The organism is Streptomyces sp. NPDC006691 (genome assembly GCF_042869955.1).
Classification (GTDB): domain Bacteria; phylum Actinomycetota; class Actinomycetes; order Streptomycetales; family Streptomycetaceae; genus Streptomyces.
On the sequence record NZ_JBIAGW010000033.1, the window covers coordinates 1 to 26,511 of the forward strand.

A 26,511-nucleotide genomic window follows, 5' to 3' on the forward strand; every position below is an offset into this window, starting at 1 on the left:
ATATGCCCCACCCGGGGTCCCGCGGCGGGGGGGGGCGCCCCCCGCCCCCCCGCCCGGGGCCCCCGCCCCCCCGGCCCGCCCCCCCCGCGGGGGGGGGGGGGGGCGGGCGCCCCGCTTCGACTGCCGTGCCCCGCCGTGCCCTCGGGTCAGTCCGTGCGCTCCAGCTGGGCGAAGACACTGGTGTCCAGCTGCGAGAGCAGTTCGGCGGGGTCGCCGTACACGGCCTGGGCTCCGGCCTCTTCGAGGTCCGCGCGGGCGATTCCGCCGGCGAGCAGGGCGATGGCGCGCACGTCCGCGGAGCGGGCCGCCTTCATGTCCCACACGGTGTCCCCCACGAACACCGCCTCGGAGGGGTCGGCCCCGGCCAGTTCGAGGGCCCGGTGCACCGGATCGGGGGCGGGCTTGCCCTCGCTCACGTCGTCGGCGCTGGCCACGCCCTCGATGACGTCGTCGGCGTCGATGGCCCGGCGCAGCGCCTTCAGCTCCGGGCCGCCCGCCGAGGTGGCCAGCACGATGCGCCAGCCCCTGGATGCCAGCACGCGCAGCAGGTCACGGGCGCCGTCCAGCGGGGGCAGGCGCTCGAAATAGGTGCCGTACAGGGCGGTGTGGGCGGCGGACAGTTTCTCGTCCTCGTCCCGGTCCCGGTCCTCGCCGAGCAGCCGCCCGATGAGGTCGTCCGAGCCGAGGCCGATGGCACGGTGAATGTCGTGCGTCGTCACCTCGTGTCCGGACTGGCGGAACGCCTCCCACCAGGTGACGACGTGCAGGTGGTTGGTGTCGACGAGGGTGCCGTCGACGTCGAACAGAGCCGCACGTGCCATGCGCTCACGCCTTTCGTTCCGCCATTGCCTGAAGTGCTGTTGCCCGAAGTGCCCGTGCCGATCATGCCGCCGTTCCCGGCCCACAACACCTCGCCACGGGGACGCGGCGGGTCACGCCGCGTGTCGGCGGCGCACGGCCGCACGGTCGTACGGCGGCTGTGCCTCCCCGTGCGCCGCGAGCTCCGTGGACGGCAGGTCCGGTACGGCGACCAGGTGCCGCCTGGGTGGCGCCGCGGCGGATTCGTCCCCGCCGAGCATGTACTCCTCGTACCGCCCGAGGGCGAGCACGGCGACCATCATGAGGTTGGGCAGCAGAACGGCTACGAGGACCACGACGACTCCTTGCGGGGATGACCGTGTCTGCCTGGTCGGGTTGCCCCGCCCGCGCAGCCGAAACCTACGGCCCGGCCGGGCACCCCCGGGCCCGGCGCCAAGCCCTCGCCCCACCCCCGACCCGCGTGGGCGCCATCGCACCGGGTACCCGGGGTGCCGACGGCCGGGTGAAGGAGGAGGTTTCGGTTGGGACGGTTCGGCAAAGGGTGACATATGGTGCAAATCGGCTACACAATGATGACCGAGCAGGCGAACCCCCGCGCCCTGGTGGAGGGCGTGGTCGCGGCCGAGCGGGCCGGATTCGACTTCTCCGTCACGTCCGACCACTACTTCCCGTGGCTGGAGTCCCAGGGGCACGCCCCCTACGCCTGGAGCGTGCTCGGCGCGGCGGCGCAGGCGACCAGCCGCATTCCCCTGATGACGTACGTGACGTGTCCGACGATCCGCTACCACCCGGCCGTCGTGGCGCAGAAGGCGGCGACGATGCAGTCGCTGTCCCAGGGGCGCTTCCGGCTCGGCCTCGGCTCCGGCGAGAACCTCAACGAGCATGTGACGGGCGGTGGTTGGCCCACCGCCAAGGTGCGCCTCGACATGCTCGAAGAGGCCGTCGAGATCATCCGTGCGCTCTTCTCCGGTGAGACGGTCAACCACCAGGGCGCCTACTTCGACGTCGCCGACGCCCGGCTGTGGGACCTGCCGGACGAACTGCCGCCGATCGGCGTCGCGGTCTCGGGCGAGCGGTCGTGCTCCCTCGCGGGCCGGCTCGCGGATCTCGTCATCGCCACCGAGCCCAAGAAGGAACTGATCGACTCCTTCGACCGGCACGGCGGCCAAGGCAAGCCCCGCGTAGGGCAGTTGCCCATCTGCTACGACCCCGACCGGGACGCGGCGATCGCCCGGGCGCACGACCAGTTCCGCTGGGCGTTCGCGGGCTGGCCGGTGAACTCGGAACTGCCGGGCCCCTCCGGGTTCGAGGGCGCCACCAGCTTCGTCACCCCGCAGGACGTGGCGGAAGGGATCCCGTGCGGCGACGACGTCGACCACTTCGTCGAGGCCGTACGCCCCTACGCCGAAGCCGGGTTCACGGAGATCGCCCTCGTACAGGTCGGCGGCGAGCACCAACTCCCCTTCATCGACTGGGCCGAGAAGAAGCTGCTCCCGGCCCTGCGCGAACTCTGAACCCACCCGGCCCCGTAGGCGTTCCCGGCCCGTAGGCGCCGGCCGGGCCCTCAGCACGACACCCCCCACAGAGCGACAACCACGGAGAACAGCGTGAACGACTCAGCTTCCCCGACCTCCCCCGCGGCCGACTCCCCCGACCTGGTGCACGTCATGCTCGGCGAATGCTCCGCGGCCGACGCGGAAGCGGTCTTCGGCGTCCTCGCCGGCCACTTCGACTCCGACCGCGACGACGATGTGCCCGGCCGCCGTGAGGGGCCCCGGCCCGCCACCTGGACCGGCAGTTTCCGTGCCGATCACGCTCCGGCCGAAGTCGACGGGGTGATCCTCGCCGGGCCCGTCACCGCGGACCTCCAGGGCGGACCCGTGGCGGTGGAACGGCTCCGCCACACCCTCGCCGCGGCCTTCTCGGTGGAGACGGCGGGCAGCGCGGCGGGCGACCAGGAGGTCGACCTCCAGCTCCGGCTGTCCAACGGACAGCCGGCCTGAGCAGTCGGGTTCGCCCACGGCCACCTGCGCGGCGGAGAGCCGGAGACAGATTGGCCGTACGCGAACGGTCCCTTGTGGCGGGCTCGGAACTACTCTGGAGAGCAGGAGCTGGAACCCCTTCTGCCAGATCGGAGGACATCATGATCGTCCTCGGAATCATCCTGCTCGTCGTCGGCTTCGTGGCCGGCATCTCCATCCTGTGGACCATCGGCATCATCTTGCTGGTCATCGGAGCCATCCTGTGGCTCCTCGGATCCGTCGGCCACGCGGTCGGCGGGCGGCGACACTACTGGTAGACGGCGGCCGACCGGGCGCACTCCGCGGACTGCGCCCGGTGGGTCCGTCGCACGAGGGCGCTCGCCGGGCCGTACCCGTGGCGGGTACGACCCGGGAGCGTGCCCTCCGACAGCCGACAGCCGTCCGGTCAGTGGTCGGAGGGTCGTCGATCTCAGAGACCGACGACGATCAACGCCGTGTCATCGGTGGCTCCCCCGGCCGGTACGAGGTCCCCGAGGACCGCGTCCGCCAAGGCTTCGGGGTCGGCTCCGTGGTGGCGGGCGAGTGCGTCCGCGAGACGGCGCAGTCCGGTGTCGATGTCCTCGTGCCTGCGCTCGACCAGCCCGTCCGTGTAGAGGACGAGCGCCGATCCGTCGGTGAAGGCCGCTGTCGCCTCCGGGCGGGCGACGTGCTCGGGGCGGGCGCCAAGAGGTGGGTCGGTCGCGCCGTCCAGGAACTCGACTCCGCCGTCCGCGTGCACGAGCGCGGCCGGCAGATGGCCGGCGCTGCTGTAGCTGAGGGTGTTCCCGTTCCAGTCGACGACGGCGAGGAACGCGGTGGCGGATTCCGCACCCGCCACCGACCGGGCGTACAGACCGAGCACCTCCAGGGCCCGGGCAGGCCCTTCGGCGACCCGGGACGCCGCACTCAGAGCGCTGCGCAGCTGACCCATCACGCCGGCCGCCGCGAGACCGTGCCCGACGACGTCACCGACGGCGACCGCGAGCCGGCCCCCGGGCAGCTCGGCCAGGTCGTACCAGTCACCGCACACGTTGAGTGCTCCGACGGCGGGCAGATAGCGTACGGCGGCACGACGTTCCCCGAGCGGCCCGGGCGCCGGCAGCATCGCGGCCTGGAGCGAGAGCGCCACCTCGTGTTCCCGGGCGTGCGCCCGGCGCAGTTGCTCGTTGAGCTCTTGCAGTTCTCTGGCCCGGCTGTACAGCTCGGCCTCCAGGACCTTGGTCCGGTCCTCGTCGGTCGCGCCGGCTCGGCCTCGGGCGCGGGCGCGGATGAGCTCGGTGACCTCCTCGACCCGGTGCAGGAGCAGGACCACGTTGCCGTCCCGGTCGAACACGGGCGTGTTCACCGGGCTCCAGTAGCGCTCCTCCCACACTCCGGGGCGGGCCGGATCCTCCACGTCGTAGCGCTGGAGGGCCATGGCGTCGCGTTCCCCGGTGGCCGCCACCCGGCGCAGCGAGGCCATCAGGTTGCGCATGCCGCTGGCGTCCGGGTCTCCGGGGTTGTCGGGGAAGGCGTCGAACAGGTAGCGGCCGATGACTTCCTCGCGGCCGCGTCCGGTCGTCTGCAGGAACACGTCGTTGACGTCGGCGTACACGAGGTCGGTCGTGAGCAGCGCCACCGGGGCGGGCAGCGCTCGGAAGACCGCCTCGAAGTCGATGCCGGATCCGTTCACAGAGTGCACCTGCTCGCGTGAGGCCGCTTCGATCTCGCGCTCTTCACGATAGGCGGCATCGGCGGAACGGGCCCGCCGGGCGGCGCGCGTACGCCGAAGGGCGACCGGACGCGCTCGGCATCCGGCCGCCCTCCGGGTCAGCGGGCGGGTGCGGTCAGAGGACCGGCACCGGGTAGGTCGGGTACTCGACCCCCGAGACGTGCTGGACGACCCGGATGACCTGGCAGGAGTAGCCGAACTCGTTGTCGTACCAGAGGTAGAGGATCGCGTTGTCGCCGTCGACCTTGGTCGGGCCCGCGTCGATGATCGAGGCGTGCCGCGAGCCGATGAAGTCGCTGGAGACCGCGTCGGGCGCCGTGGTGAAGTCGATCTGGCGACGCAGCGGCGAGGTCAGCGAGACGTCGCGGAGGTGGTCGAGGACCTCCTCGCGGGTGGTCTCGCGCCCGAGCCGCAGGCTGAGGATGGCGATCGAGACGTCCGGCACCGGTACGCGGATCGAGCTGCCGGTGATCGGCGCCTTGAGGTCGGGCAGCGCCTTGGCGACGGCGGAGGCGGCACCGGTCTCGGTGATGACCATGTTCAGCGGCGCGGAGCGGCCCCGGCGGTCGGAGCTGTGGTAGTTGTCCAGCAGGTTCTGGTCGTTGGTGAACGAGTGGACGGTCTCCACGTGGCCGCGCAGTACGCCGTACTCGTCGGCCATCGCCTTCAGCGGCGGCACGATCGCGTTGGTGGTGCAGGAGGCGCAGGACAGGATCTGCTCGTCCGGCTTGATGGTGTCGTGGTTGACCCCGTGCACGATGTTGGGCACGTCGCCCTTGCCGGGCGCGGTCAGGACGACCTTGTCGACACCCGGGCGCAGGTGCTTGGAGAGGCCCTCGCGGTCGCGCCACTTGCCGGTGTTGTCGATGAGGATGGCGTTCTTGATCCCGTACGCCGTGTAGTCGACCTCAGATGGGTCGCCCGCGTAGATCACCTTGATCTCGTTGCCGTTGGCGATGATCGTGCTGTTCGCCTCGTCGACGGTGATCGTGCCCTGGAACTGGCCGTGGATGGAGTCACGGCGCAGCAGCGACGCGCGCTTGACGATGTCCTGCTCGCCGCCCTGGCGGACCACGATGGCCCGCAGGCGCAGCCCGTTGCCCGAACCCGCCTTCTCGATGAGCAGCCGCGCGACGAGCCGCCCGATGCGGCCGAAGCCGTAGAGGACGACGTCGCGCGGCTCACGGCACTCGATCTTGTTCTCACCGGTGGCGCCGATGACGGCGCCCGCGGTGAACTCCGCGACCGACAGACCGCGGTCGTCCGCCTTGTACATCGCGGCGAGCATGCCGATGTCGATCTGCGAGGGGCCGAGATCGAGGGTGGTCAGAGCCTGGAGGAAGGGGAGCGTCTCGGTGACCGAGAGCTCCTCCCCGGCTATCTGGCGGGCGAATCGGTGGGTCTTCAGAAGACTGACCACCGACTTGTTCACCAAGGAGCGGCTGTGCAGCAGGACCGTGACGTCCCGCTCGCGGTGCAGCTTCCCGATGACGGGGATCATCGACTCCGCGATCTCCTCGCGGTTCTTCCAGTTGGTGAACGAGTCGTCATTGACAGTCACAGGTTCATCTTTCGAGCTAGGCGGCGCTCATATGCTAACCCCCTCCGATTTTGATCGTTCAAGTGGTGCCCGCCGCCTGCCCGTCACCTCCCGCCGCCTCAGCCGATGGACCAGCGCTGTAGTTCCGATCCGGTGTCGGGCTGCTGGGTGACGACCGCCCCGTCGGACGCGGACGCGGTGGTGAGCAGCAGCCCGCTGGACTGGGACCGCACGGTGTAGCCGCCGGCGGAGGCCGCGGTGACGGCCCAGCGCTGGTTGGCGCCACCGGTGCAGGTCCACTGGATGACCTTGGCGCCGGCCGCCGTGGAGCTGCCGGTCACGTCGACACACAGCTTCGACTCGCCGTTCGCGATCTGGTAGCTGCCGTCGGACTGCCGGGTGAGCGTCCAGCTCTGATTGGGGCCGCCGTTGGGGCTCCAGGTGATGAGCTGGGTGCCCGGGGTCGTCGAGTGGTCGGGGTCGTCGAGGGACTTGCCCGAGGCCGCCAGGGTGTGGGGGCCGTCGAGCGGCCCGCCCGGCGCCGGGCCGGTGGGGGTCAGGGTGAGGGTCTGCTCGGCCGCGCTGCGGGCGCCGCCGACCGCGCTGCCCGTGGTGTCCGTCCAACTGCGGGTCGGGGTGGTCTCGGCGGAACGGCCGGACACCGACGACATCCCGAGCACCAGACCGCTGTAGCGGTTGACCAGACGGTAGGAGCCGGTGGAGGTCACGGGGACGATGAACCACTGCTGCCCGACCGTGGGCCCGCCCGTCCCGGCGGCGGTGACCGTCGGCCTGGCGCCCCAGGCGCGCCCCGCCTTGGAGGTGGCCGGGACACCGAGGAGCTGCCCGGTCGAGGCGTTGGCGATGCGGTACGAACCGTCGCCGTTCGCGCTGAACACCCAGGATTCCAGGGCCGATCCGGTGGGCGCGGCAGCGGAGGTGGTGGCCGCGCTCCCGGCGCTCTGGGCGAGGACACGGCCGTCCCCGTTGGCGATCCGGTAGGCCCGGGTCATGTCCACCGGTGGCGCGGCGGGCGTCGACGAACCGATCGTGACGTCCACGTACTCGCCGTCGGCGCCGCCCTGGCAGTCGATGGAGCAGTAGGAGCGGAAGGTCTTGCCGACGATGGTGGAGTTGGTGCGGTTCGCGCCGTCCAGGAACCAGCGGTACCAGGAGTTGTTGGTGTAACCGCCGGTGTCCCCGATCAGGTGCCACTTCTGGCTCGCCAGGTCGTCGGTGGCGTAGAAGCGCTGCGGCGCCGTCCCGTTGACGGCCTCGGGCTCGCCGATGTAGAGGCCGAGGTAGGCGTTGTACGTGATGTTCATGACGAACAGCGGTGATTTGGCGGGGAGTTGGCCCGCCGCGATCTGCTGGCTCACGGTGCCCGCGTTGGCGGGGTTGTAGTCACCCGCAACTGGGGTGTATCCGCTGGAACTTGAGCCGTCCACGGGGACCATGTTGCTCTCCAGGCCGCCCACGCCCGGCTGCGACCAGTGGCCGTCGTACCACTCCTGCCAGGAGCCCCGCGCCATCTTGGAGGAGATGGGCGCCCGTGCCACATGGGCGAGGCTGTCCTCCCAGTTGCCGCCCTTGGCGACGATCCGCGAGCCGTAGTAGACGTAGAAGTAGCCGGAGGCGGTGTCGACGAACAGCCGCTGGTCGCCGTCGCCGTAGGAGTACGTCTCGTGCGGGAACTGTGTCGTGTCACCGCGCTTGGTGCTGTACGGCGAGGTGATGGCGTGGCCCTTGATGGTCCAGGTGCGGCCCTGGTCCTTGGAGACCGCGTAGTCGATCGCGTCGAAGTGGATGCCGTCGCCGAAGGGCGCCGGGGTGAACTCGTTGTGCACCAGGCCGTACCAGTCGCCGGTGTCCGGGTCGACCCACATCCCGGACAGATCGCAGTAGTTCTTCTGCGAGTAGCCCGCGTTGCCGACGGCGTAGCTGGCCTCGACGCCGGTCGGGCTGTTGTTGCAGCGCCACGTGGTGTCATTGTTCTTGTCGTTGGCGTTGGCCGGGTTCACCGCGTCGCTGATCGCGCTCGACCGCGTGGCGCTGTCCATGTCCGTGCCGGTGAAGAAGTCCCAGTACCGGGGGTCCTTCGCGCCGTAGAGGGCGGCCGACTGCTGGAAGTAGAAGGTGCCGTCCTTGTCGACGTACGCCGAGGCGGGGGTGTCCGTCGGGTGCCCGTACGGCACCGGCGTTCCGACGCCGATCGTGTAGGTGGCGGTGGGGGTCGCGGCCGCCGCGGGGGGCGCTACGGCGGCGGCCAGCGCCAGCGCCGCGGCGCCCACGGCCGCGGCGACTGCTCTGAAAGTGGGGGAGGACACGGGCACTCCTTCGGGTGGAGCCCACGGACGTGGGGTGCACGGCGCTCGCCGGCACGACGGCCGACCGCGTGGTGGGCAGTCTGTGCACCCCGTGCGGCACCGTCCACGGACATCCGTCGGCCGGGCTTGGACTTTTGTGCCGGACCGGGACGACCACGGCGCGCGGCGAAGACCGACCCGACCCGTTGCGCATATGCCAGATGCATATCTGCACCAAGGGGCGGGAATGCGCCATCGAAAACTGACTCGGAGCCAATGAATAAGCGCGCGGCCGAACCCTTCCCCAATGGGCACGGAAGCAGATATTCCGGGCGGCGAGTTTCGATATGCCTAAAGGATGAGTAAGGTGTGGGTCGCTGTCGGTGAACCTGCGTAAGCGCTCAGGCTCCGGCGGAATTCAGCATGGCTGGAATTCGTAGGGCGCAGGGTGTGGTCTGCGGGGACGGGGAGAGGATCGTGGCTGCCGGCTCGTTCGAGGGACACTACGTGTGGCATCCGGCGGCCGACGATCGCGAGCTGGCCCGGGCCTGCACGGACGTGCGCGCCGGACGGTACCTGGGCGCCCACAACGTCCTCCAAGAGGCGCGCGGGGACTGGGAGTTGAGGGCTCACCGCTCTCTGGTACTGGCGTCCGAGGCGGCCGATTCCGACCTCGCCGAACGCTGGATGGCGGAGGAACCCGGGCCGGAGGCGGCCCTGTTGGGGGCGCGCGTGGCGATGATCCGCGCGCTGCGCACGGCCGACGCGGGCGACTCGCGGGCCGACGCCCTGCTGCGCATAGCACAGGCGGCGTGCGTGCGGGCGGCACGACTGCTGCCCCAGGATCCGACCCCCTGGGTGGCCCAACTCGCCCTGGCCCGTATCGATGGACCGCGTGACCCCGCCCCCAGGGGACTGCTGACCGCGCCCGCGGGCCCCTGGCAGATGTTCTCGCACGTGCTGCGGCTCGACCCGTGGCACCGAGAGGCCCACCACCGGTTCCTCGCCTGTTTCTTCACCCGGCACGGCGGCTCGGCGAGCGCGCGGTGGGACGTCGCCTCGTTCCTCAGTCACCGGGCGCCCGCGACCTCCGCGCTGCGCCTGCTCCCGCTGGTCGCGCTCGTGGAGGACTACGACCCGAAGGCGCTGCTCGCGGATCACACCTGGCAGCAGCCGCAATGGGCCACGACCACCCTGGGCATTTACCACAACTGGTTTCCCCAGGCGTCGAGTTACCGGTTCACTCCGGTTCTCGATCTTGCCTATCTCGCGCACGCCCTGTTCATGGCGAAGCGCGAATTCGAAGCACGGGAAGTCCTCACGGCCATGGGCCCCTACGCCTCGCGCATGCCCTGGAGCGTGTTCGGCGATCCCGGGGAACAGCTGACGAGGGCCAGGCGCTCCTGCGGCCTGCCGACCCCCGCGCCTGCCTGACCACCACCGGGCGACCACGGCCCGACCGCGAGACCCATGCGTCTTTTCACCCCCGAGGAAAGGTTGCCACTGTGTCCCAGCAGAAATCCCGTACCCGCCCACCCGGCCAAGGCCGCGAATCAACCGTGGCGCTGGACGACGATGCCACTCTGCATGCGATGGGATATCCCCGGAAACTCACCCGGAGATTCCACGCCTTCGACAATTTCGCCATATCCTTCACCATCATCAACATAATCTCGGGAATTTTCTCCGCCTTCGGTTTCGGAATGGGTGCCGGCGGTCCCCGGATTCTCGTCTTCGGCTGGATCGGCGTCTCCGTCATGGTGCTGTTCGTGGGCGCCGCGATGGGTGAAATCGCCTCCGCCTACCCCACCAGCGGCGCCCTGTACTTCTCCGCCGGCAAGCTCGCCAAGCGGCACCGCGGCGCCTGGTCCTGGTACACGGGGTGGCTGAACTTCGTCGGCCAGGTCGGCGGAACGGCCGCGACCAACTACGCCGCCGCCACCTTCATCCAGGCGTTCATCACGATGCAGTGGCCGTCCTACGAGGGCACTCCGCAGGAGACCGTCGGCATCGCCACGGCGATCCTGCTGCTCCAGGCGCTCGCCAACACCTACACCGTGCAGCTGGTCGCCGTGGTGAACCGGATCTCCGTGTGGTGGCTCCTGATCGGCATGGTGGTGATCGTCGTGGCGCTCACCGTGAAGCCCTCCTCGCACCAGCCGGTCTCCTTCGCGACCCACTTCGTCAACAGCACCGGCTTCGACAACGGCCTGTATGCCGCGATGCTCGGCCTGCTCGTCACGAGCTGGACGTTCACCGGCTTCGACGGCAGCTTCCACATGTCCGAGGAGACGGTCCGGGCCACCGTCAACACGCCCAAGGGCATCATGCGCGCGATCATCTACTCGGCCCTCGCCGGGCTCGTCCTGATGCTCGCCCTGGTGTACGCGATCCGGGACTACGCGGCCGAGATCGGCGCGGCGGCTCCGCCCGTGCAGATCCTCGTCGACGCGCTCGGCATGGGCACCGCCAAGCTGCTCCTGCTCATCGTGATCGGCGCCATGCTCTTCTGCGGTCTGGCCAACATGACCAGCAACACCCGACAGATCTTCGCCTTCTCGCGTGACGGGGCGATGCCCGGCTCGCGCTGGTGGCACTCGGTCTCGCTGCGCACCCGCACCCCGGTGAAGGCGGTGTGGCTCGCCGCGGCCTGCGCGCTCGTGCTGATCATTCCGGGCTGGTGGTCGCACACGGCCTTCACCGCCATCGTCAGCGTGAACGTGGTGGGCCTGTACCTGGCGTACGGCGTGCCCATCTTCCTGCGGCTGCGCCTGAACGACTTCCAGCCCGGCCCGTGGAACCTGGGCCGCTGGGGCCGGCCGGTCGCGGCGGTCGCCGTGATCTGGATCGTGCTCAGCAGCGTGCTGTTCATGCTGCCGCAGGGCTCCCCCATCACCGTCGACTCGTTCAACTACGCGCCGATCGCGCTGGGCGTGGTGCTGCTCATCGCCACGGTCTGGTGGTTCGCCACGGCCCGTCGTCGCTTCCAGGGGCCGGTCAGCTACGGCAGCCCCGACGAGGTGGCCGCGATGGACCTCATCTGATGCCTTGCAACCCGACCGCAACCCCGGGCATGGTGGGCTGAGGCCGCCGGACCGCGCGGCACGGCCCGTCGGGGGCCGCCGCGCGGTCCGCGGGAGCGAGGAAGAGATGACGCCCGCAGACCGCCCGGACCGGGCCGGACCCAGGACGGCCGGGGCCGAAGAGCCCGCGCGTGCCGTTGAACTGACGCCCGCGGCCGCCGAGTTGATACGCACGCTGCGCTCGGCGCACGGTCCCCTGATGTTCCATCAGTCGGGTGGCTGCTGCGACGGCAGCGCCCCCATGTGCTACCCGGCGGGCGAGTTCCGCACCGGTGGCTCCGATGTCCTGCTCGCCTCCCTCGCGGTCGCCGGCGTCGAGGAGACCGTGCCGTTCTGGATGTCGACGAGCCAGTACGAGCTGTGGCGGCACACCCGGCTGATCGTCGACGTGGTGGAGGGCCGCGGCAGCGGGTTCTCGCTCGAAGCGCCGGAAGGGGTGCGGTTCCTCATCCGGTCGCGCCTGATCTGAACCCGCCGCCCCTCGTTCGTCAGCCCCGGTCGTGCACGGCCACGATGCCGTTGAACACGCCGATGTAGGCGGTGCCGTCCGGGCCGATGGTGATCGGGGCCCAGTTGTTGTCGTAGGCGGGGCCGGTGCCGGTGAGCTTCTTCCAGCGGGTGGCGCCGGTCCGGAAGTCGACGGCGGTCAGGTACCAGGCGTCGATGCCGAGCGCGTTGGGCTCCTTCTCGTAGAAGTACACGAGCCCGTTGGCGGTGGACAGCTTCGGCACCACCGACGGCGAGCGCACGGCGCTCTGCCAGACCGTGTCGCAGCCGCTGCCGTCCGCGCGCACGTCGATGCGGGTGGCGCCACCGACCACACTGCGGCCGAAGGTCAGCGACGTCAGGTTCTCGTAGCCGTAGTTGTTCTCCACCACGAGGCTGTTGCCCCAGCTGATCAGGGAGTTGTCGGTGGTCGACTGCCCCGGTCCGAAGACGGGGATCCGGCACACCTCGCGCTGTCCGTCCGGCACGTCGTCGCCGCGCCGGTAGACGACGACGTTCATCCGGTCGTCCGCGTTGTCGGTGATCGCCACATAGCCGTCGCCGAACAGGTCGGGCGTGGTGCCCGAACCCTGGTTCACAGAACCGGGCTTGGTGCCGGTCCCCCGGTCGTAGGTCTGGCGCCACCGCACGACCGGGGTGCCGTCGGCGGCGGCCCGGAAGCTGTAGAGGGCGTGGTCGGAGACGATCGAGACGCCGTCCTCGGCCACCGAGAACGAGTTCTGGATCTCCTCGCCGGCCAGTTGGACGGAGTGGACCGCCCCGGTCGCCGGGTCGACCGTGCCGACACGGCCGAGCCGGGTCACCCACCAGATGCGGCCCTGCCAGTCCGGCATCACGGAGGTCACCGGGTCGCAGGTGCCGCTGGGGTAGAGGTTGGTCCAGCTGACGCAGTCGTGCGGAACCACCCCGCTCAGGTCCCAGTCGTCGTCGACGGCGAAGGACCAACTGCCGTCCGCCGCCTGGTGGTGCGCGATCCGCAGAATGTGGTGGCGGGAGTCGGCGAGGACCACGCGGTCCTGGTTGTCGAGGTAGAAGTAGGCCCCGCCCGAGGTGTCCTTGAAGATCTTCTCGAAGTCCAGCCGGGTGATCGCCTCGACCGTGGAGGAGCGCTGCGGCAGCTGGTACTCGGCGAGGGTGGCCAGGCTGTGCGGGTCGAGGAGCTTCAGCTTGAAACCCTGGAAGGTGCCGCACACGGTGAGGAGCCGGCCCGCCGTGTCGAAGGTGGCGGTCGCGCACTCGCCGCCCAGCGGTGCGATCTGCTCGCTGGTGACCTGCGGGTCGCGGCCCAGCGGCCCGGAGTACGGGTGGGTGCCGCTCCCCCAGGAGTCGCCGTGCATCCCGTTGCGGCCGTTGGCCGCCATGAACGGGTTCTGGGCGGGGGCCTTCGCGGGGACCGGCTGCGCGGTCGCGGGGGCACCCTCGTACTGGCTGACCAGACGGTGGCCGGGGGCCTTGGGTATCTCGGCGGCCCGGACGCCGGCCGGTCCCACGAGGGTGCTCGCGGTGACGGCGAGCGTCAGGGCCAGTGCGCGGGCGAGCGCTCTGCGGGACATGCGGCTCCTTGGTGTGCGTACGTACGAAAGTCGTCGCGCCGCCACCGGACGTTAGGGGCCACCGCTTGAAGTGTCCATGGAAGATGAGGGTGCTTCATGTTTGCTTCATGCGCACGCAACACAGGCCCACCGCGGCCCCGTTGGGACCGTCACCGCGCAAGCCGCCGCTCCAGCGGGGTGCGGAAGCTCGGTTTGACACGTACCTCGGCGAAGAACGCGGTGATCCGGGCCGCCTCGCCGTCGATGGCGGCGCGCGCCTCGCGACCCACACCGTCGGCCGTCAGGAGTTCCGTGACGATCTCGCCGTCGCTCCGCTGCGCCCACCCGCCCACGACGCGTCCGTCGCACCACACGCTGGGCCCGATGTTGCCGTTGGAGTCGAACAGTTCGGACTTGTGGCCGGCGTCGAAGTACCAGTCGCGGTCGCGCCAGCCCATGGGCGTGGGGTCGAGCGCGGGGAGCAGCGCCACCCAGGGTTCGGGCTCGGCGGCGGCTTCGAGGTGGGCGGGCAGCGCATGACCGGGGCCGTGGTCGAGGTCGACCTCCACCGCTTCGGTGCGGGCCAGCGCCTTGCGGGTGTCGGTGAGGGTCCAGCCCGTCCACCACTTGACGTCCTCGGTGGAGCACGGGCCGAAGGCCGCCAGGTATCGCGCGGCAAGGTGCGCCTTGGCCTCGTCCAGCGGCAGTTCGGGGTGCGGTTCGGCGGGGATCCAGCGGTACTGGCTGGAGGCCCAGGTGCCCAGCGGGCGGCCGCGCCGGATGCGGCCCTCGGCGGCCATCACCCCGAGGAAGCGACTGGTGATGCGCGGCCGGGCCTCGTACGGCTTGCCCTCGGCCTGCACGATCTGGGACTTCAAATCCGGTACGGCGTCGGCCAGTTGGGCCGCCGTCGCCTCCCCGCGCTCTTCCAATGCGGCAAGCACGGCCGCCTCGGTCTCGGCGAACCAGCGGTCGTCGAGGCCGAGCTGCTCCCGGATGACCTTGGCGAGGTTGCGGCGTTCGCGCGCGGCCACCGCACGCGCGGTCGAGGCGTCCACGACGGGGGCGAGCTCGCGCGGCACCACGAACATCGTGCGCCGCATGCACAGCATGCGCACCAGCGTGTGGTCCACGTACAGCGCGCGTTCCAGGTCCGCCACGGAGGGATCCTCCAGACGCGCGGCGACGGAGAGGTACACCGACGCGGGGTCGGTGGCGTGCAGCGCGAGCACCGCCTGGGCGACCGCCTCCGAAGTGCTCGCGCGGGCCGCCGGGGAGAGCAGGTGGCGCGCGCCGAGGCGGGCACGCCGCTGCGCGTCGGTGATCCTCGGGCGTCTCCTCATGGCTTGAGGCTACCGACCACACCCGCCGTCGCGTTGAGCCCGTCCTGGATGGTGGCCGCCATGCTCGTACCGGCCAGGAAGAAGCCGAGCAGGGCGCAGACGACGGCGTGCGAGAGCTTGAGCCCGCCGCTCCTCAGGAAGATCACCGCGAGGACCACGAGCAACAGGACCACCGAGATGGAAACAGCCATGACGAGCCTCCTCCGCCGCGCCGGATTCGCGGCATTCGGGCGACAGTGTGGCGGAGGAGACGCCGCCGACCGGCTCAAGACATGTCCGCCGTACGGGTGTTGACTGCGTGTGACCCCGTTACCCGGCGTGAGCACGCCCGCGTAGGGCCCACGCCCCTCCGCACGCACCTCCGCACGCATCCCGCGCGCCCGGCACCGCCGACGCCGGGTGCCGCTCACGCCGACGGCCGGCGCCGCTCACGCCGCCGCGGGGGCCGTCCAGCTCACCGTGCGGTCGCACCAGCGGTCGAGGAGCACTTGGTCGTGGCCGACGGCCAGCAGGGACGCCTTGGTCTCACGGCGGTAGGCCTCGACCGCCGCCACCAACGCGGCCGTCGTCGAAGCATCCAGCATGGCGGTCATCTCGTCACAGATCAGCAGACGGGGGCGGAGTACCAACGCCCGCGCCAGACAGGCGCGTTGGAGCTGTCCGTCACTGACCTCGTGGGCACCCCGGGTCAACAGGTCACCGCCGAGGCCCACGGCGTGGGCGAGTTCGTCGACGCGCTCGCGGATCTCGATTCGGCGCCCGGTCGACTTGAGCGGCTCGGCGATGAGGTCGCGCAGCCTGAGCCTCGGATCGGCGGAGAGCCGGGGCGACTGGAAGACGAAGCCCACTGTGGTGCGCAGGGCGCGCGGCGCGCGGTGGCGGTAGTCGTGGACGGTGGTGCCGTCGAGGACGACGGTTCCGGCGTCCGGCCGGTGCAGCAGGGCGGCGACCCGGGCCAGGGTGGACTTTCCGCAGCCGCTGGGGCCGAGCAGGCCGACCGCCTCGCCGCGGGCCACGGCCAGGCTCACGTCCCGCACGACGGGCCTGCCCCGCTCGTAGCCGGCGGTGATGTTGCTGAGCTCAAGCACGGCTGGGGTCCTCCGCAGGGGCGTGGTGGCAGGCGGTCCGGTCGTCGAACCGCGGCCGGGTGCCGCAGAGCGCGTCGGCCCGCTCGCAGCGAGGTGCGAAAGCACACCCCGCCGGGAGGTCCCCCAACTCCGGTGGCATACCCGGAATCGGCCTGAAGGAACGTTCCGGCAGGGCATCGAGCAGACCACGAGCGTACGGGTGCCGGGGACCCGGCTCGCCGAAGAAGCTGGTGGCGTCGGCGATTTCGACGATCCGGCCGGCGTACATCACGGCGACCCGGTCCGCGATCCGGGCGGCCGCCGCGAGGTCGTGCGTGATCATCAGCAGCGCCCGGCCCTCGTCCACGGTGCGGCGCAGCTCGTCGGCCGTGCGCTCGACCAGGGCCCGGTCGAGGCCGGTCGTCGGTTCGTCGGCGAGCAGCAGGGGCGCGTCGCCGACCAGGGCGAGCGCGGTCGCGGCGCGCTGGGCGAGACCGCCGGACAGCTCGTGCGGGTAGCGGTCGAGATGGCCGGCGGGGAAGGCGGCCCGCTCGGCCGCGGCTCGCGTCGCGAGCCTCAGGCCCTTGCGCGGGACGGCTGTCAACTCCCTTACCGTTTCGGCCAGTTGACTGTGCACCGTCCGTACGGGTGTGAGGTGTGCGGCCGGGCTCTGGGGTACGAGGCCGATGCGCCTGCCCCGTATCGCGCGGGCCAGCGAACGCTCGTCGGCGGTGAGCAGGTCCGTACCGTCGTCGAGCAGCGCGGCCCCCTCCACGCCCGCGTTGGCGGGCAGCAGTCCGAGCAGCGCGGAGGCGAGGACCGACTTTCCGCAGCCGCTCTCGCCGACGAGGACGAGGCACTCCCCCGCCGCCAGGTCGAAGGTGGCGTCGGTGACGGCGGCGATGTGCCCGCCGCCCCGCATCCGGAAGCGTACGGAGAGGTTCCGTACGGACAGCGCGGGTGGGGCCGCTCCGGGCTCCGCCCGGTCCGGCATCGCTCCGGCGGTCACAGCATCAGCTCCGATCGTCGGCGCGGGCTGAGCCGTTCCCGCCAGGCCCCGGCGAGGCCCGCGATGGCGAGGGTGGGCCCGATCAGGAGGAGGCCGGGGAACAGGGTGGGCCACCAGTCCCCCGCCAGGAGCGAGCCGCGCGCGCTCTGCACGAGGTTGCCGAGACTCGCCTGGTGGGCGGGCAGACCGAGGCCGAGGAAGGACAGGGCGGACTCGTGCCACATGGCGTGCGGCACCATGAGAACCGCGGCCAGGGAGGCTTGCGGCACCACGCCGGGCAGGAGATGGCGCACCGCCACCCGCAGGCGCGAGGCTCCGCCCGAGATCGCCGCGTCTATGTAGGGCCGGGAGCGCAGCGACAGGATCTCGGACCGGACGATACGGGCGGTGGACAGCCAGTGCGTCAGCGCGACCGAGACCACGACCGGCCAGACGCCGGGGCGGAACATCGCCACCACGAAGATGCCGAGCAGCAGGTGCGGCACGGACGAGAAGGTGTCGACGAGCCTCATGAGGACCCGGTCGGTCCAGCCGCCGAACGCCCCGGCGAGCGCACCCACGGCGGTGCCGATGAGCGTGGCGGCGAGGGCCGCGACGACTCCGACCATCAGCGAGACCCGGAGCCCGTACACACAGCGAAGCAGCAGGTCGCGTCCTACGTCGTCGGTCCCGAACGGGTGTGACCAGGAAGGGGGTTGGAGCTTGCGGGCCAGATCCACGGCCTGCTCGTCGAGCTGGACGAGGGGCGGCACGAGGAGGACGGCGAGGAGCACGGCCGCCATGACGGCGGCCGAGGAGCCCACGCGCACGGTTCGGGTCGACCGGCCCGGGCGGATCGCACGGGCGGGGCGGTTCGCACGGGCGGGGCGGTTCGCACGGGCGGGGCGGATGTCAGCCATCGAATCCCACCCTGGGGTCGGCGAGTCCGTACAGGAGGTCGGAGACCAGGTTGCCGAGGAGCACGGCGGCGGTCGCGAGCACCGTGAGCGCGGCGAGCAGCGGGAAGTCGACGGAGGTCGCGGCCTGCACGGTGGCCGCGGCGATGCCGGGCCAGCTGAACACCGTCTCGACTAGCAGCGCGCCGGTGATCAGCTCGGGCACCCGGGAGCCGATCAGGGTCAGTACGGGCAGCATCCCGGAGCGCAGGGCGTGCCCGGTCAGGACGGTGCGTTCGGCGATGCCGCGCGCCCGCGCCCCGCGCACCGGGTCCTTCGCGAGCGCGTCGCCGACGCCCTGGCGTACGTACAGGAAGAACCAGGGCAGTTGGGAGAGGCCGAGCACGGCGGCCGGCAGCACGAGGTGGCTCAGGACCTGACCGGCGGTGACGGTGTCGCTCGCGGTGTCGGTGAGGCCGCCGGACGGCAGGACGTCCAGCTTGAGGGCGAAGAGCCAGATGGCGAGCAGTCCGAGCCAGAAGGCGGGGGCGGCTTCGAGGGTGTAGGCGGCGGAGCTGACCGAGCGGTCGAGCAGGCCGCCGCGACGGCGCGCGGCGAGCACTCCGAGGGCGGTGCCGAGCAGGATCGCGAGGACGAACGCGGTCGCGGCGAGCAGCGCCGACCAGCCGACGCGTTCGGCGATCACGTCGGCGACGGGCCGGCGCAGCACGCTGGAGTCGCCGAGGTCGCCGGTGAGGGCCGAGGTCACCCAGTCCCACCAGCGGTGCACGAGCGGCTGGTCCACGCCGAGGTTGGCGCGCAGCTGGTCCAGGTCGGCCTGTGACGCGGTGAGCCCTGCGGTGCCCGCGTACGCCTTGACCGGGTCGAAGGGGGAGGCGGCGGCGACCGCGAAGACGCCGAAGGTGACGGCGAGCAGGACGGGGACGGCGGACAGGATCCGCCGTCCCGTCATGCGGGCCATCGCCCCCCACGGGAGGCGGCGGCTCACTTCTTCGGCGCCCACTTCTCGACGTTCCACCAGGGACCGGAGGCGAGTCCGTGATCGTGCGGTTCGACCTGGGTGGACAGACCGTCCCAGGTGTCGTTGACGACGTAGAGGTGGTCGACGTGGGTGAGGAAGGTGTAGCCGGGGTTCTTCACGAGTTCGCGCTGGACGGTGTCGTACGCGGCCTTGCGGACGGTCCGGTCGCCGCTGCGGCGGCCGTCGTCGAGGGCCCGGTCGACCGTGGGGTTGGCGTAGGAGGCCATGTTGTTGAAGCCGTCGCCCGCGAGCGAGGACTTGAGCAGGTTGTACTGGTCGAAGTCGGGATCGCCCGGGGAGCCGCCGCCGGCGAGGACCGCGTCCTGCTTCATCCGGGGCTCGATGACCTCCCAGGTGCCGGACTGGGTGGTGACGGCGATGCCCGCCTTCTTGGCGTCGGAGGCGAAGGCGAGGGCGTGGTCCTGGCGGAGCTTGTCGCCCGAGAGGTACCAGAGCGGGAAGGCGGCCTTGACGCCGTTCTTCTCGCGGATCCCTTCCGCGCCCGGCTTCCAGCCCGCGTCGTCCAGGAGCCGCTTGGCCCGGTCGAGGTCGTGGGCGCGCTCGGTGCCGGCCGCGAACCACTCGCTGCCGGTCGGCACGGGTCCGTAGGCGGGCTTGCCCGCGCCTTCCAGGATGCGGTCGACCATGGCCCCGCGGTCCACGGCGAGGTCGAGCGCCTGGCGCACGGCCGGGTCGCCGGCGACCTGGTTGCCGGTGGGCAGGGTGACGTTGCGGTAGTCGTACGTCTTCGCGGTGTACGTCTTCTTGCCCTTGTCGCCCTTGAAGGTCTTGGCGAGGTTCGGCGGCAGGATCGCGCCGTCGAGGTCGCCGGTGCGCAGCCGGGTGGCGCGGATGTCGTCGTCCTTGACGACGGCCATGGTGAACTTCTTCACCGCGGGGGCGCCGCCCCAGTACGTGGGGTTCGCCGTGAAGGTGATCTTCTCGCCCTTCGACCACTTGGCGAGGGTGTACGGCCCGGTGCCGACGGGCGCGCTGGAGAAGGCGCCCGAGTTGACGTCCTGCGGGGCCGCCACGTGTTCGGGGACCACGGGCAGGACGGTCCGCTCGGCGAACGGGGCGTAGGGGTACTTGAGGGTGAAGACCACCGTGTCGTCGCCCTTGGCCTCGACGGACTTCACCGCGTCGAGTTCGCCCTTGGACGGGTTGTTGGTCTTCGGGTCGAGGATCTTGGTGTAGGTGAAGACGACGTCCTTGGCCGAGAACGGCTTGCCGTCGCTGAACTTCACGCCCTGGCGGAGCTTGTACGTGTACGTCAGCCGGTCGGTGCTCACGTCCGGCAGCGCGGTGGCGAGCGCGGGCTTCAGCTCCATGCCGGCGTCGAAGGCGAGAAGGCCGTCGAACAGCTTGGAGTTGCCGTCCTTGCCGTAGCCGAGCAGCGGGCTGAGCGTCTCGGGTTCGTGGGCGATGCCGACGACGGCGGAGTCCTTCTTCCCGCTCCCGCCCGATCCGCCACCCGGGTTCGAGCAGGCACCGGCGCCCACGGCGAGCGCTCCGGCCAGCACGGCGGCGGCCGTGGCACGTATGGAACGGGCGGTCATGCGGCCCACACCCCTTGCTGAAGATCATCTGCTATTGCGAACAAATCGCAATTAAACCTCCACGTAAAGGGCTGGTCAAAAGCGGACGGCCCCGATCCGCGTGAGGTGCGGACCGGGGCCGGCGGGAGCGGCGGCGACGGCGGCTATTCGCCGGTCGTGCCGTCGAGCGCCTCGCGGAGCAGATCGGCGTGGCCGTTGTGGCGGGCGTACTCCTCGATCATGTGGGTGAGGATGTACCGCAGGGATATGCTCGCCCCTGAACTCCACTGTTTCGTCGAGGGAGTTGACGGCCTCAGCCGCCGACCGCGAGTCCTCGCAGGCGGCCCGCCAGGCCGCGAACGCCTCGTCCACGTCGGCGTCCTCGACGTCGAACTCGCCGAAATCCCCCGTGACGGTGCGCGGCCAGTACGAGGTGAGGCGCTCACCGCCGAGCACGAGCCGGAACCAGCTCCGCTCGGTCTCCACGGCGTGCCGCACCAGGCCGAGCAGGGTGAGGCCCGAGGTCGGCACGGCCTTCGTCCTCAGCCGGTCCGCGCTCAGACCCGCACACTTCCAGGCCAGGGTCTCGCGCTGGTGGTCGAGGAACGCGGTCAGCGACGTACGGTCGTCGGCCGTCTTGGAGGGCGCGGTGCGCTGGTACTCGCTCATCGGTCGATCATGCCCAGCGCTCCAGCGGGCCGGCGTTCCCGTCCGCAGGATGGACAGGAACGCCGGCTCGCCGTCAGGGCGCTTGCAGATCGACGAGGCCGGCGATCGCCGACCGGTGTTCGCCGGCCGAACCGAGCGCGATCTGGGCCGACTTGGCCCGCTTCAGATACAGGTGGGCCGGGTGCTCCCACGTCATGCCGATGCCGCCGTGCAGCTGCACGCACTCCTCGGCCGCGTGCACCGCGACCCGGGCGCAGTACGCCTGGGCGACCGCGGCCGCGAGCGGCGCTTCGGGGCTGGCGGTCGCCAGCGCGTCGGCGGCGTTGCGGGCCGCGGCGCGCGCCGAGACGACCTCCAGCCAGAGCTGCGCCATCCGGTGCTTGAGCGCCTGGAAGGAGCCCACCGGCCGGTTGAACTGCTTGCGCTCGCGGGTGTACGTCACCGTCTCGGTCAGGCACCACTCGGCAACCCCGAGCTGTTCGGAGGCGAGCAGCCCGGCCCCGGCGAGCAGACCCCGGCGCACCGCGGCGTGCGTGACGCCGGGCCCGGCGAGCAGGGTGCCGGGCAGGCCGTCGAGGGTGACGGCGGCGAGCGGGCGGGTCAGATCGAGCGGGGTGAGGGGGACGATCGTGGCCTCGGCCGCGTCGACGGCGTACAGCCCCTCGCCCGTCGGTACGAGCAGCACATCGGCGGTGGCCGCGTCCGCGACCGCGGAGACGGCCCCGGCCAGTGTCCCGGGCAGCCGCACTGCGTGCGGGCCCGCCGAGAACGGCACGACGAGGGCGGCGGTCCGGTGACCCGACGCCAACTCCCTGACCAAGGAGGCCACTTCGCCGTTCTCGTCACCCAGCGCCAGGAGGGTCTCGGTGGCGATGACCGCGCTGGTGAGGAACGGGACGGGGGCCACCGAGCGGCCGATCTCCTCCAGAACGACGGCGGCCTCGCGGTGCGAGGCGCCCTGCCCGCCGAGCTTCTCCGGCACGAGCAGGCCCGCGAGGTCCATGCCCGCGCCGAGCGCACGCCACAGCTCCGGGTCGTAGGGCGTGTCCGACTCCGCGCGGGCCAGGGCCGCGGGGGTGTCGGTGCGGTCGGTGAGCAGGGAGCGCACGGCTGCCCTGAGGTCGTCCTCGGCCTCGGAGTACAGCAGGTCCGGGGTGGCTTCTTCGGCGGTCATCGGGCCAGGTCCTTCCAGGCGACGTCCTTGTCGTTGCGCGGCTCGGCGGGCAGGCCGAGGACGCGTTCGGCGACGATGTTGAGGAGCACTTCGCTGGTGCCGCCCTCGATCGAGTTGCCCTTCGAGCGCAGATAGCGGTACCCGGCGTCCCGGCCGGTGAAGTCGACCAGTTCGGGCCGGCGCATGGTCCAGTCCGAGTACAACAGGCCTTCCTGGCCGAGGAGTTCGACCTCCAGGCCGCTGATCTCCTGGTTGAGCCGGGCGAAGGCCAGCTTCATGCCGGAGCCCTCGGGCCCCGGCTGGCCCGCGACGAGCTGCTGGCGAAGGCGCTCGCCGGTGAGCCGGGCGACCTCGGCCTCCACCCACAGGGTGAGCAGCCGCTGGTGCAGATCGTGGGTCCGCAGTTCGGGCCGCTCCCGCCAGGCGCGGGCGACCGGGCCGATCATGCCGCCCTCGCGCGGGATGCGCATGCCGCCGATGGAGACCCGCTCGTTCATGAGGGTGGTCTGGGCGACCTTCCAGCCCGCGCCGACCTCGCCGAGCCGGTGGGCGTCGGGGATGCGCACCCCGGTGAGGAACACCTCGTTGAACTCGGCCTCACCGGTGATCTGCCGCAGCGGCCTGACCTCGACGCCCGGGTCGGTCATGTCGCAGATGAAATAGCTGATGCCCTGGTGCTTGGGCAGGGCGGGGTCGGTGCGGGCGATGAGAATGGCCCAGCGGGCGAGATGGGCGCTGGAGGTCCACACCTTCTGCCCGTCGACCACCCAGTCGTCCCCGTCCCGCACCGCGCGGGTGCCGAGCGCGGCGAGGTCGGAGCCCGCGCCGGGCTCGCTGAACAGCTGGCACCAGACCTCCTCGCCCACCCACAGGGGCCGCAGGAAGCGCCGCTTCTGCTCCTCGGTGCCGTACCTGAGGACGGTCGGCGCGGCCATGCCGAGGCCGATGCCGATCCGGCGGGGGTCGTTGTCGGGCGCCCCGGCGGCGGCGAGTTCGGCGTCGACGACGGCCTGGAGCGAGCGTGGTACATCGAGGCCGCCGAGCCCCACGGGATAGTGCACCCAGGCGAGCCCGGCATCGAATCGGGCCTTGAGGAAGTCGAGGGGCGCGGTGTCGGCGGGCGGGTGTGCGGCGAGCAACTCCCGCGCGAGCGTGCGCAGTTCGGCGGCGTCGGTCATCGGTCGGCTCCGTCCGGGAGGACGACCACACGGCCGGTGGTCGTGCCGTCGGCGACACGCTGCACGGCTGCCGCGGCGTCCTTCAGCGGGACCCGCTCGCTGATGAGCGGCTTGATCGCGCCCTCGGCGGCGAGCCGGGTGAGCTGCTCGTGGCAGCGCACGATCGAGGCCGGGTCCTTCTGCGCGTACAGACCCCAGTGCAGTCCGACGATCGAGTAGTTCTTGACCAGGGCGTGGTTCAGCGCGGGCGCCGGAACGGATCCGCTCGCGAAGCCCACGATCACGATCCGGCCCTCGAAGGCGACGCACTTGGCGGACTTGGCGTAGGCGTCGCCGCCGACCGGGTCGTAGACGACGTCGGCGCCCCGCCCGCCGGTGGCCTCCTTCACGGCGGCCACGATGTCGTCGGTGCGCCGGTCGATGACCAGGTCGCAGCCCAACTCCCTTGCGACCGCCGCCTTTTCGGATCCACCGACGACACCGATGACACGGGCCCCGGCGGCCTTGCCCAGCTGGACGGCCGCGCTGCCCACTCCCCCGGCGGCGGCGTGCACGAGCAGCGTCTCGCCCTCCTGGAGGTGCGCCCTGCGGTGCAGCCCGAACACACCGGTCTGATAGCCGATGTGCAGGGCCGCGGCCTCGGCGTCGTCGAGCGCCTCGGGCGCGGGCAGCAGGGCCGCCTCGTCGGCGACGACGTACTCGGCGAGCCCGCCGTGCGGCAGCGCGGGGTTGGCGATCACCCGGCGGCCGTCCCCGGTCTCGCCGCAGATCTCCACGCCGGGCGTGAACGGCAGCGGCGGCCTGATCTGGTACTGGCCTCGGCAGAGCAGCGCGTCGGGGAAGTTGATGTTCGCGGCCCGCACCCGCAGCAGCACCTGGCCCGGGCCCGGCTCCGGCCGGTCGACCTCGTCGAGCCGCATCACCTCGCCCGGCTCGCCGTTCTCGTGCACTCGCCATGCCTGCATTCGGGGCCTCCACACGCCGGGCGCGATACGGCTGCGTACCGCTGAGTACGTTCGCACCGCTGAGTACGTTCCACTGCTCCGGGCATACTAAGCGGTCGCTTGCCGCCGGCGAAAGGGCCCGCCGGAGCCCGCCCGGCCCGGGCCCGACCCCGAATCCCCCGCACCCGGCCATGGTGGTTTGCGGTGGCAGCCGGTACAGATACGCCATGGATGCCGCCGCACCACCGCCACGGCCCCCGCACCCCGGGCTGCCCGCGCCTCCCCCGCTCGGCGCCTGCGCGCTGCCGCCGGGCACCTACGACGGCAGTGTCGTCCTGGTCACCGGGGGCGGGTCGGGACTCGGCAAGGCGCTGGCAGCCGAGTTCGCGCGGCTCGGCGCCGGCCTCGTCATCGTGAGCCGCTCGGCGGACCGCCTCAAGGCCGCGCAGGAGGAGCTGGCGGGGCTGGGCGGGCGGGTCGTGACGGCGGTGTGCGACATCAGGGAGCCGGAGCGGATCGCCGAGGTCTTCGACGCGGCCGAGTCCGCGCTGGGGCTGCCGTCCGTCCTGGTGAACAACGCGGCCGCCAACTTCCCTTCCCCGGCGGAGGACCTGTCGCCGAACGCCTGGCGCGCGGTCCTCGACATCACGCTGACCGGGACGTGGTTCATGACGCGCGAGTTCGGCCGTCGGCATCTGGCGGCCGGGACCCCCGGCTCGGTGATCAACATCGGCGCCTCCTACGCCTGGACCGGCGGACCGGGTCATGCGCACTCCGCGGCGGCGAAGGCGGGCGTGCGCAACCTCGTCGAGACCCTGGCCGTGGAGTGGGGCCCGTACGGCATCCAGGTCAACGGCCTCGTGCCGGGCCTGATGCCGCACCCGGATCTGCCCGAGTCGATTCGACGGGGCCTCGACCGGGCCGCCGACGAGGCCGAACTGGCCCTGCGACAGCCCGCGTTGAGGGTCGGACTGCCCCGCGAGCTCGGCTGGGCGGCCACCTTCCTCGCCTCCCCCTACGCCCGCTTCATCAGCGGTCACACCCTGGTGGTGGACGGGGCGAACTGGCAGCGGCGCGCCCTGGTGACGCCGCCGGTGCTCAGCGTCCGCGAGCAGCTCGGCCGCGGGCCGTTCGGGGAGTGACGCGGCCGCCGCTCACTTCCCGTCGAAGGCCGGAGGCCGCCGGTCCGCCTTGGCGCGGTAGCCCTCGCGGGCATCCTCGGAGGTGAGCGTGAGGGCCGCCGCCAGGGCCGTACGGTCCAGGGCCTCGGCCAGGCCCGCGTCGGCGAAGGCGTCGATGTTGCGCTTCACGGAGCGGACCGCGAGGGGCGCGTTGAGCGCGATCTCGCCCGCGAGCTCCATGGCGGCCGACTCCAACCCCTCTGCGGGCAGCACCTGTTGGACGATCCCGATGCGTTCGGCGGTCGAGGCGTCGATGCGCCGGCCGGTCAGCGCCAGGAGTTTGGCCCAGCCGGCGCCCGCGTCGCGCGCGATGCGCAGATCGCCGCCCGCGTCGACTGCCACCCCGATGCCGGTCTCCGGAAGGGCGAACACGGCGTCGTGGGCGGCGAGCCTGATGTCGGCCATCAGGGCCAGCTCGAAGCCGAAGCCGAGGCAGTAGCCCTGCACGGCGGCGACCACGGGCTGGGGAAGGCGCGCGAAGGCGGCGAAGCGTTCGTGGACCCAGCGGATTCCCTCGTAGTAACGATGGGTGCGTTCGGCCGGGGAGCGTCCGGTGATCGCTCCGCCCGGAGCGGTGACGTCGATTCCGGCGCAGAAGGCGCGTCCCTCGGCCCGCAGCAGGACGACCCTGATCGACTCGTCGAAGCGGATCCGGTCGGCGAGCAGCCCCAGTTGCCGACTGGCCTCCCAGCTCCATCCGTTCAGCTTGTCGGGCCGGCACAGGGTGAGGACGCCGATCCCCGTACCTGTGACGTCGAGCCGGATCCGCTCCTCGCCCTCGGCGACCCGCCGGTCCAGGGTGTCGATCAACGCCCCTCCCCTTCCCTATGCTGACTAGCCGTCAGGTCCGTCGAGACTAGACGTTGTCCGCTGGATCGACCAGATCGGGTCCGACCGCTTCAACCCGGCTTCTACGGAGGCCTCTTGGGGGATCGCGATCCCGGCCGCCGTACAGACCTCCGTGCGGAGCCG

At 71.5% G+C, this 26,511-nt stretch carries 24 protein-coding genes and 1 pseudogene; 7 read left to right on the plus strand and 18 right to left on the minus strand.

Features of this window, described 5'->3' with window-relative positions; all coding sequences use genetic code 11:
* Positions 1-146: 146 nt before the first annotated feature.
* Positions 147-821 carry an HAD family hydrolase gene (locus ACFYNP_RS36370; protein ID WP_388419199.1) on the minus strand — a complete coding sequence of 225 codons (675 nt, stop codon included), beginning with the start codon at positions 819-821 and terminating at the stop codon, positions 147-149.
* A 111-nt stretch (positions 822-932) separates the two neighbouring features.
* Positions 933-1,154, minus strand: a complete 222-nt coding sequence (locus ACFYNP_RS36375; RefSeq protein WP_388419200.1) for a hypothetical protein — start codon at positions 1,152-1,154, stop codon at positions 933-935.
* Positions 1,155-1,367: 213 nt separating this feature from the next.
* Between ACFYNP_RS36375 and ACFYNP_RS36380 the strand changes: the two genes are divergently transcribed.
* From ACFYNP_RS36380 to ACFYNP_RS36390, 3 genes are all read left to right on the plus strand, one after another.
* Positions 1,368-2,333 carry an LLM class F420-dependent oxidoreductase gene (locus ACFYNP_RS36380; protein WP_388419201.1) on the plus strand — a complete coding sequence of 322 codons (966 nt, stop codon included), beginning with the start codon at positions 1,368-1,370 and terminating at the stop codon, positions 2,331-2,333.
* 93 nt (positions 2,334-2,426) lie between these two features.
* Positions 2,427-2,822 carry a hypothetical protein gene (locus ACFYNP_RS36385; protein WP_388791559.1) on the plus strand — a complete coding sequence of 132 codons (396 nt, stop codon included), beginning with the start codon at positions 2,427-2,429 and terminating at the stop codon, positions 2,820-2,822.
* A gap of 140 nt (positions 2,823-2,962) precedes the next feature.
* The gene (locus ACFYNP_RS36390; RefSeq protein ID WP_167162163.1) at positions 2,963-3,118 is read left to right on the plus strand and encodes a DUF6131 family protein; all 156 of its coding nucleotides are present in this window, start codon (positions 2,963-2,965) and stop codon (positions 3,116-3,118) included.
* Positions 3,119-3,270: 152 nt separating this feature from the next.
* Here ACFYNP_RS36390 and ACFYNP_RS36395 read toward each other — a convergent pair whose 3' ends face one another.
* From ACFYNP_RS36395 to ACFYNP_RS36405, 3 genes are all read right to left on the minus strand, one after another.
* The gene (locus ACFYNP_RS36395; RefSeq protein ID WP_388419205.1) at positions 3,271-4,512 is read right to left on the minus strand and encodes a PP2C family protein-serine/threonine phosphatase; all 1,242 of its coding nucleotides are present in this window, start codon (positions 4,510-4,512) and stop codon (positions 3,271-3,273) included.
* A gap of 154 nt (positions 4,513-4,666) precedes the next feature.
* On the minus strand, positions 4,667-6,112 hold the full coding sequence (locus tag ACFYNP_RS36400; protein WP_388419207.1) for a glyceraldehyde-3-phosphate dehydrogenase: 1,446 nt from the start codon (positions 6,110-6,112) through the stop codon (positions 4,667-4,669).
* Positions 6,113-6,210: 98 nt separating this feature from the next.
* Positions 6,211-8,418 (minus strand): RICIN domain-containing protein, encoded by a 2,208-nt coding sequence (locus ACFYNP_RS36405; protein WP_388791561.1) that lies wholly within the window; start codon positions 8,416-8,418, stop codon positions 6,211-6,213.
* A gap of 456 nt (positions 8,419-8,874) precedes the next feature.
* On the opposite strand from ACFYNP_RS36405, the gene ACFYNP_RS36410 reads away from it, so the two are divergent.
* The 3 genes from ACFYNP_RS36410 to ACFYNP_RS36420 all read left to right on the plus strand — a co-directional run bounded on the left by ACFYNP_RS36410 (position 8,875) and on the right by ACFYNP_RS36420 (position 11,949).
* Positions 8,875-9,831, plus strand: coding sequence for a hypothetical protein (locus ACFYNP_RS36410; RefSeq protein WP_388419307.1), 957 nt, complete (start codon positions 8,875-8,877; stop codon positions 9,829-9,831).
* A gap of 158 nt (positions 9,832-9,989) precedes the next feature.
* Complete coding sequence (locus tag ACFYNP_RS36415) at positions 9,990-11,441, plus strand: amino acid permease (RefSeq protein ID WP_388419309.1); 1,452 nt, start codon at positions 9,990-9,992, stop codon at positions 11,439-11,441.
* Positions 11,442-11,547: 106 nt separating this feature from the next.
* Entirely contained in the window at positions 11,548-11,949 is a 402-nt protein-coding gene (locus tag ACFYNP_RS36420; RefSeq protein ID WP_388419211.1) for a DUF779 domain-containing protein, read from the plus strand.
* A 19-nt stretch (positions 11,950-11,968) separates the two neighbouring features.
* Here the strand turns inward: ACFYNP_RS36420 and ACFYNP_RS36425 are convergent, their stop codons facing one another.
* The 12 genes and pseudogenes from ACFYNP_RS36425 to ACFYNP_RS36480 form a co-directional block, all read right to left on the minus strand.
* Positions 11,969-13,540 (minus strand): hypothetical protein, encoded by a 1,572-nt coding sequence (locus tag ACFYNP_RS36425; RefSeq protein WP_388791563.1) that lies wholly within the window; start codon positions 13,538-13,540, stop codon positions 11,969-11,971.
* Positions 13,541-13,689: 149 nt separating this feature from the next.
* Entirely contained in the window at positions 13,690-14,862 is a 1,173-nt protein-coding gene (locus ACFYNP_RS36430) for a winged helix DNA-binding domain-containing protein (protein WP_388791565.1), read from the minus strand.
* Entirely contained in the window at positions 14,859-15,053 is a 195-nt protein-coding gene (locus ACFYNP_RS36435; protein ID WP_100576307.1) for a hypothetical protein, read from the minus strand. The genes ACFYNP_RS36430 and ACFYNP_RS36435 overlap by 4 nt, the downstream gene beginning before the upstream one ends.
* Positions 15,054-15,290: 237 nt before the next feature.
* Complete coding sequence (locus tag ACFYNP_RS36440) at positions 15,291-15,950, minus strand: ABC transporter ATP-binding protein (RefSeq protein WP_388419217.1); 660 nt, start codon at positions 15,948-15,950, stop codon at positions 15,291-15,293.
* A complete protein-coding gene (locus ACFYNP_RS36445) occupies positions 15,943-16,923 on the minus strand; it encodes an ABC transporter ATP-binding protein (RefSeq protein WP_388791601.1) in 981 nt (326 codons plus the stop codon). The genes ACFYNP_RS36440 and ACFYNP_RS36445 overlap by 8 nt, the downstream gene beginning before the upstream one ends.
* 11 nt (positions 16,924-16,934) lie before the next feature.
* Positions 16,935-17,837, minus strand: coding sequence for an ABC transporter permease (locus ACFYNP_RS36450; RefSeq protein WP_388791567.1), 903 nt, complete (start codon positions 17,835-17,837; stop codon positions 16,935-16,937).
* Positions 17,830-18,795 carry an ABC transporter permease gene (locus ACFYNP_RS36455; RefSeq protein ID WP_388791569.1) on the minus strand — a complete coding sequence of 322 codons (966 nt, stop codon included), beginning with the start codon at positions 18,793-18,795 and terminating at the stop codon, positions 17,830-17,832. The genes ACFYNP_RS36450 and ACFYNP_RS36455 overlap by 8 nt, the downstream gene beginning before the upstream one ends.
* A gap of 23 nt (positions 18,796-18,818) precedes the next feature.
* The gene (locus ACFYNP_RS36460) at positions 18,819-20,414 is read right to left on the minus strand and encodes an ABC transporter substrate-binding protein (protein WP_388791571.1); all 1,596 of its coding nucleotides are present in this window, start codon (positions 20,412-20,414) and stop codon (positions 18,819-18,821) included.
* A gap of 143 nt (positions 20,415-20,557) precedes the next feature.
* Positions 20,558-21,062: pseudogene (locus tag ACFYNP_RS36465) on the minus strand (DinB family protein).
* Between the two features lie 73 nt (positions 21,063-21,135).
* The gene (locus ACFYNP_RS36470) at positions 21,136-22,236 is read right to left on the minus strand and encodes an acyl-CoA dehydrogenase family protein (protein ID WP_388791573.1); all 1,101 of its coding nucleotides are present in this window, start codon (positions 22,234-22,236) and stop codon (positions 21,136-21,138) included.
* Entirely contained in the window at positions 22,233-23,414 is a 1,182-nt protein-coding gene (locus ACFYNP_RS36475; protein ID WP_388791575.1) for an acyl-CoA dehydrogenase family protein, read from the minus strand. The genes ACFYNP_RS36470 and ACFYNP_RS36475 overlap by 4 nt, the downstream gene beginning before the upstream one ends.
* The gene (locus ACFYNP_RS36480) at positions 23,411-24,379 is read right to left on the minus strand and encodes an NADPH:quinone oxidoreductase family protein (protein WP_388791577.1); all 969 of its coding nucleotides are present in this window, start codon (positions 24,377-24,379) and stop codon (positions 23,411-23,413) included. Before ACFYNP_RS36480 ends, ACFYNP_RS36475 begins: the two co-directional genes overlap by 4 nt.
* Positions 24,380-24,585: 206 nt before the next feature.
* Here ACFYNP_RS36480 and ACFYNP_RS36485 point away from each other — a divergent pair, with 206 nt between their 5' ends.
* Positions 24,586-25,500 carry an SDR family oxidoreductase gene (locus tag ACFYNP_RS36485; RefSeq protein ID WP_388791579.1) on the plus strand — a complete coding sequence of 305 codons (915 nt, stop codon included), beginning with the start codon at positions 24,586-24,588 and terminating at the stop codon, positions 25,498-25,500.
* Between the two features lie 12 nt (positions 25,501-25,512).
* Here ACFYNP_RS36485 and ACFYNP_RS36490 read toward each other — a convergent pair whose 3' ends face one another.
* Positions 25,513-26,349, minus strand: coding sequence for an enoyl-CoA hydratase/isomerase family protein (locus tag ACFYNP_RS36490; protein WP_388791581.1), 837 nt, complete (start codon positions 26,347-26,349; stop codon positions 25,513-25,515).
* Between the last annotated feature and the right edge of the window lie 162 nt (positions 26,350-26,511).

Bases quoted from the DNA above. Each gene is read 5' to 3' on its own strand.
- ACFYNP_RS36370 (WP_388419199.1), bottom strand. From the start codon at position 821: ATGGCACGTGCGGCTCTGTTCGACGTCGACGGCACCCTCGTCGACACC.
- ACFYNP_RS36380 (WP_388419201.1), top strand. From the start codon at position 1,368: ATGGTGCAAATCGGCTACACAATGATGACCGAGCAGGCGAACCCCCGC.
- ACFYNP_RS36390 (WP_167162163.1), top strand. From the start codon at position 2,963: ATGATCGTCCTCGGAATCATCCTGCTCGTCGTCGGCTTCGTGGCCGGC.
- ACFYNP_RS36415 (WP_388419309.1), top strand. From the start codon at position 9,990: ATGGGATATCCCCGGAAACTCACCCGGAGATTCCACGCCTTCGACAAT.
- ACFYNP_RS36420 (WP_388419211.1), top strand. From the start codon at position 11,548: ATGACGCCCGCAGACCGCCCGGACCGGGCCGGACCCAGGACGGCCGGG.
- ACFYNP_RS36425 (WP_388791563.1), bottom strand. From the start codon at position 13,540: ATGTCCCGCAGAGCGCTCGCCCGCGCACTGGCCCTGACGCTCGCCGTC.
- ACFYNP_RS36430 (WP_388791565.1), bottom strand. From the start codon at position 14,862: ATGAGGAGACGCCCGAGGATCACCGACGCGCAGCGGCGTGCCCGCCTC.
- ACFYNP_RS36435 (WP_100576307.1), bottom strand. From the start codon at position 15,053: ATGGCTGTTTCCATCTCGGTGGTCCTGTTGCTCGTGGTCCTCGCGGTG.
- ACFYNP_RS36445 (WP_388791601.1), bottom strand. From the start codon at position 16,923: ATGCCGGACCGGGCGGAGCCCGGAGCGGCCCCACCCGCGCTGTCCGTA.
- ACFYNP_RS36450 (WP_388791567.1), bottom strand. From the start codon at position 17,837: ATGGCTGACATCCGCCCCGCCCGTGCGAACCGCCCCGCCCGTGCGAAC.
- ACFYNP_RS36455 (WP_388791569.1), bottom strand. From the start codon at position 18,795: ATGGCCCGCATGACGGGACGGCGGATCCTGTCCGCCGTCCCCGTCCTG.
- ACFYNP_RS36460 (WP_388791571.1), bottom strand. From the start codon at position 20,414: ATGACCGCCCGTTCCATACGTGCCACGGCCGCCGCCGTGCTGGCCGGA.
- ACFYNP_RS36470 (WP_388791573.1), bottom strand. From the start codon at position 22,236: ATGACCGCCGAAGAAGCCACCCCGGACCTGCTGTACTCCGAGGCCGAG.
- ACFYNP_RS36475 (WP_388791575.1), bottom strand. From the start codon at position 23,414: ATGACCGACGCCGCCGAACTGCGCACGCTCGCGCGGGAGTTGCTCGCC.
- ACFYNP_RS36480 (WP_388791577.1), bottom strand. From the start codon at position 24,379: ATGCAGGCATGGCGAGTGCACGAGAACGGCGAGCCGGGCGAGGTGATG.
- ACFYNP_RS36485 (WP_388791579.1), top strand. From the start codon at position 24,586: ATGGATGCCGCCGCACCACCGCCACGGCCCCCGCACCCCGGGCTGCCC.